This window comes from Stenotrophomonas maltophilia group sp. Smal17 (genome assembly GCF_030237045.1).
Taxonomy (GTDB): Bacteria; Pseudomonadota; Gammaproteobacteria; order Xanthomonadales; family Xanthomonadaceae; genus Stenotrophomonas; species Stenotrophomonas forensis.
In genome coordinates this window covers 11433-16239 of sequence record NZ_JASJSU010000093.1, presented here as the reverse complement: position 1 = coordinate 16239, position 4807 = coordinate 11433, and the positions used below count along the sequence as shown (strand labels likewise).

General features: G+C 66.8%; 4 protein-coding genes. All 4 read left to right on the top strand.

Translation table 11 applies throughout. The features are described from left to right. The first annotated feature begins 136 nt into the window (after nucleotides 1-136). The 4 genes from QRO93_RS18115 to QRO93_RS18100 all read left to right on the top strand — a co-directional run bounded on the left by QRO93_RS18115 (nucleotide 137) and on the right by QRO93_RS18100 (nucleotide 4716). Nucleotides 137-2338 carry a TonB-dependent siderophore receptor gene (locus tag QRO93_RS18115; protein ID WP_180878293.1) on the top strand — a complete coding sequence of 734 codons (2202 nt, stop codon included), beginning with the start codon at nucleotides 137-139 and terminating at the stop codon, nucleotides 2336-2338. Between the two features lie 103 nt (nucleotides 2339-2441). Further along, on the top strand, nucleotides 2442-2756 hold the full coding sequence (locus QRO93_RS18110) for a DUF3649 domain-containing protein (RefSeq protein WP_049458205.1): 315 nt from the start codon (nucleotides 2442-2444) through the stop codon (nucleotides 2754-2756). Further along, nucleotides 2753-4390: a PepSY domain-containing protein gene (locus QRO93_RS18105; RefSeq protein ID WP_180878292.1), complete on the top strand. Its 1638-nt coding sequence runs from the start codon at nucleotides 2753-2755 to the stop codon at nucleotides 4388-4390. Before QRO93_RS18110 ends, QRO93_RS18105 begins: the two co-directional genes overlap by 4 nt. Beyond that, a complete protein-coding gene (locus QRO93_RS18100; RefSeq protein WP_180878291.1) occupies nucleotides 4387-4716 on the top strand; it encodes a DUF3325 domain-containing protein in 330 nt (109 codons plus the stop codon). Before QRO93_RS18105 ends, QRO93_RS18100 begins: the two co-directional genes overlap by 4 nt. The last annotated feature ends 91 nt before the right edge of the window (nucleotides 4717-4807 follow it).

Sequence of the window (4807 nt, the reverse complement as noted above, 5' to 3'; positions counted from 1 at the left end):
TCCCCCGACTACCGGGTCACCCGCACTGCGCGGGTGGCGCACCGTCGATGGGGCTCGCTGGGCGACGTGCGCGGAGCGCATGGCGACTGTACCTGCGCATTCCATCGCCTGATTCGTCCTGCATGGAACCGCACCAATGGCAATGCCGCTGAACTCCCCCCGTCCCACCGTGTTGGCCCTGGCCGTGACTGCATTGATGATCGCCCCGCTGGCCCACGCCGACGGCACTGCCGATCCTTCCGCGCGCACGCTGGATACGGTGAAGGTGACTGCCGATGGCGAGATGCCCAGCAGCTATACGGTGAAAGGCGCGCGCACTGCGACCAAGCTCGACCTGTCACTGCGCGAGACGCCGCAGTCGGTGACGGTGCTTACCCGCCAGCGCCTGGATGACATGGGCCTGTTCTCCCTGTCCGACGTGATGGGCCAGGTGACGGGCGTCAGCGTGTCGGTCACCGACAGCGAGCGCATCAATTATGTCTCGCGCGGCTACACCATCGACAACTTCCAGATCGACGGGATGCTCAACACCTTCGGTGGCTCGATCAAGACCAACACCGACAACGTGATCTACGAGCGCATCGAAGTGATCCGCGGCGCCACCGGCCTGACCACCGGCGCGGGTGATCCGTCCGGCACCATCAGCATGATCCGCAAGCGGCCGACCGACACTTTCCAGATGGGTGCCAACCTGACCCTCGGCCGCTGGGGCAACCGTCGCCTGGAAGCCGACCTCGGCGGCCCCGTGGCCTGGGACGGCCGCATCCGTGCGCGCGTGGTCGCGGCCAAGCAGCAGAGCGACTCGTTCCGTGATGTCTATGCGCTGGACAAGGACGTGTTCTACGGCATCGTGCAGGCCGACCTAAGTGACAGCACGCTGTTCGAGGTGGGCTACGAGTACCAGTCGCCGCGCACCACCGGCGTGACCTGGGGCGTGGTGCCGTACTGGGGCGCCGATGGCGCGCCGGCCAACCTGCCACGCTCGACCAATCTTTCTGCGTCCTGGAGTGCCTGGCCGATCGTGGAAAAAACCAGCTTCGCGCGACTGGAACAGCAGCTGGGCAACGGCTGGTCGGTGAAGGGCAACGTCAGCCACGCCGTGCGCGATACCGATGGCAGCGTCTGGTACGGCGCGGCCGGCTACCCGCGCGCCGATGGTACCGGCGTGACCGCCTACATTTCACACTTCAACGAACACAGCACGATGGACGTGTTCGACGTCAACGTGGGCGGGCCATTCAAGCTGTTCGGGCGCGAGCATGAACTCGTGTTCGGCCTGGGCCAGTCGGTGCGCAAGGGTGAGTCCGAGGCCACGTCGTTCGATTCCAGCGCACCGGGCTACGCACAGGTGCCCGACTGGCGTCACTGGACCGGCGAGGTGCCGGTACTGCCGGTGACCCGCTTTGGTCGCCTGTCGTCACAGGACGAACTGCGCCAGCGCGCCGCCTATGTTGCCGCCCGGCTTCGCCTTGCCGATCCGTTGCTGGCCGTGGTGGGTGCCCGCTATGGCAGCTGGGAAACCCGCAAGTGGACCTATGGCTACGACGCCAACGGCAACCGCAACAGCATTACCCGCACCGGCTACCGGCCGGACGACATGCTCACTCCGTATGCCGGCCTGGTCTACGACTTCAATTCGATCTTCAGCGGTTATGTCAGCTACACCGACATCTTCAAGCCGCAGAACTACCGCGACCGTAACGGCAATTATCTGGAGCCGGTGGTCGGCGACATGTACGAAGCAGGCATCAAGGCCGAGTTCTTCGGCGGCCTGCTCAATGCCTCCGCCGCCGTGTTCGAGGGCAAGCAGGACAACGTCGCCGAGATCGATGATTCGGTGCCGGTGAACTCCCTGCCCGATGGCAGCCAGGCCTACCGCTCCACCGGCAAGGGCAACAAGGTGAAGGGCTGGGAGATCGAAACCCAGGGCAGCATCGGCGAGCAGTGGAACGTCTCGGCCGGCTTCGCCCACACCGTCATCCGCAACAAGGACGGCGTACTGCAGCGGACCACCGCACCGCAGGATACCTTCCGGCTCAACACCAGCTGGCGCCCCGGCGGTATCGATGGCCGCTTCTGGCTGGGCGGTGGCGTGACCTGGCAGAGCCGCATCTGGAGCACCAGCACCAAGCCCGATCGCAGCAAGGCCAACATCACCCAGGACGCGTTCTACCTGGTCAACCTCGCCGGCGGCTACCGCTTCAACGAGAACTTCAGCGCGCAGCTGAACATCAACAACCTGCTGGACAAGAAGTACTTCAACAACGTCGGTTTCTACAGCGGCGTGTATTGGGGCGAACCACGCAACGTGACGATGACGCTGCGCTGGAAGCTCTGACGATGGATGGCACCGGTTCTGCGACCGGTGCCCGGCCACGGATGGCCACCCCCGGCGCGCTGCGGTGCGCCGGTCCCTTTTCACTGAAACCAGCAGGAATGCCGTGGACCGCTCGCCCGCAACCGCCAGCCCCCGCACCTTTTTCTCCAACCCGCGTTGGGGCGTGCTGTCACGCTCGCTGGCCGCGATCTTCGGCGGCTACGCGCTGGCCTCGGTGACCAGCGTGTTCTGCGCCCTGGCGCTGCCCGGCGCGCGCGGCCAGACCGTGTTGACCGGCATGCTGCTGGCGATCCTGGTGGCCGCCTGCGCCGCGTTGTGGGCGTTCGCCACCCGCACTGCGCTGCGCGCCTGGGTCGGCATCCTGGTCCCCACCCTGCTGATGGCCGTCGTCGCGCGCCTGCTGGGGGCCTGGGCATGAAGAACGGATTCCGCCAATCGATGGCCTGGCTGCACACCTGGACCGGCCTGCTGGTCGGCTGGTTGCTGCTGCTGATCTTCATGGCCGGCACCGCCAGCTACTACCGCGAGGAAATCAGCCGCTGGATGCGCCCGGAGCTGCCGGCCAACAAGGTCAGCATCGACGTGGCCGCGCAGCGCGCGGTGGACTACCTGCAGGCCAACGCCAGCCAGGCCGAGAACTGGTTCGTCACCCTGCCGCAACCGCGCAACCCGGCCATGCAGATGTTCTGGCGGCTGCCGCCGGAGCTGGCCGATCCCAGCCGTGGCCGTCGCGGTGGCTTTGGTGATGCCACGCTGGACCCGAACACCGGCCAGGCCCTGAAGGCGCGCGAGACGCGTGGCGGAGATTTCTTCTACCGCCTGCACTTCGACCTGCATTACATCCCGGTGCTGTGGGCGCGCTACCTGGTCGGCTTCTGCGCGATGTTCATGCTGGTGGCGATCATCACCGGCGTCATCACCCACAAGAAAATCTTCAAGGACTTCTTCACCTTCCGCAAGGACAAGGGCCTGCGGTCGTGGCTGGATTTCCACAACGTCAGCGCGGTGATGGCACTGCCCTACCACGCGATGATCACCTACACCGGCATCGTCACCCTGATGATCATGTACCTGCCGTGGGGGGTGAAGGTGGCCTACCCGCAGGACGAGGACAAGTTCTTCAGCGAAGCCTTCGGCGGCATGCCGGAGGTGACCGCGCCGGCCGAGGGACGCGCCACACCGCTGCCGATCGCGCAGCTGCTGGACAGCGCGCGTGCGCACTGGCATGGCGTCGAAGTGGCCGGCTTCACCGTATCCAACCCGGGCGCGGCCAATGCAGTCATCGACATCCGCCAGCGCGACGGCAAGCGCCTGTCCACCGACACCCCGGCGCTGCGCTACGACATGATCAACGGCACGCTGCTGGAAGAGACGCCGCCCTCCGGTGCTGCCACCGCCACCCGTGGCGTGCTGTATGGCCTGCACCTGGCCCGCTTCGCCGACTGGGGCCTGCGCGCACTGTTCTTCCTGTCCGGCCTGGTCGGCTGCCTGATGGTGGCCAGCGGCGTGGTGCTGTGGGCAGTGAAGGAACGGCCCAAGCACGCCAAGAGCGGCCGCATCGGCTTCGGCCTGCGCCTGGTCGACGCACTGAACATCGGCACCGTGGCCGGCCTGCCGATCGCGTTCGCCGCCTACTTCTGGGGCAACCGCCTGCTGCCGCTGGACATCGCCGAACGCTCCAGTGCCGAGGCCAACGTGTTCTTCTACGCCTGGGGCGCGGCACTGTTGGCCGCCTTCATCTGGCCGAAGCGGATGATGTGGGCGTGGCAGCTGTACCTGGGCGCCGCCGCGTTCGCGCTGGCGCCGGTGGTCAACGCGCTGACCACGCATGCGCATCTGGGCGTGACCCTGCGCAATGGTGACTGGGTGCTGGCTGGCGTCGATCTGTCGATGATCGCGTTCGGCGCGATGCTGGCGCTGTGCGGCTGGCGCATGCAGCGCTGGACGCCACCACTGTCTGCGGCCGAGAAGAAGAAGCGTGCCGCGGCGGCGGCAGCGCCCAAGGCTCCGGTTGATGCTGCGGAAGCTGTTGAAGCGGAGGCCAGCGCATGATGCTGCTGGCATTGGCCTTGTCGTTCTCTGCGTTCACGGCGCTGTCGCTGGCGATGGAGAAGCACCAGCACGACCTGCATGGCAAGGCGGCTGCCTCGCCGGCACGCCGCACGCAGTGGCGGGTGCTGGGCTGGCTCCTGCTGACGGTGGCGTTCGCACTGTGCGTGGCCGACCGTGGCTGGGCGATGGGCCCGGTGCTGTGGCTGGGCACGATGACGCTGGGCGGCGCGGTGTTGTCGTTCGGGTTGTACCCGTACCGGCCGAAGTGGATCGCCGCGCTGGCGATCGCGTTGCCCGTGGCCGGGCTGCTGGTGGCAGTGCTGTAGCCGCCATCCACGCATGGCGTGGATCTACTGGACAACCCTCCACGCATGGCGTGGATGTACCGGCCAGACAGGGGTAGTGCCGGCCGCTGGC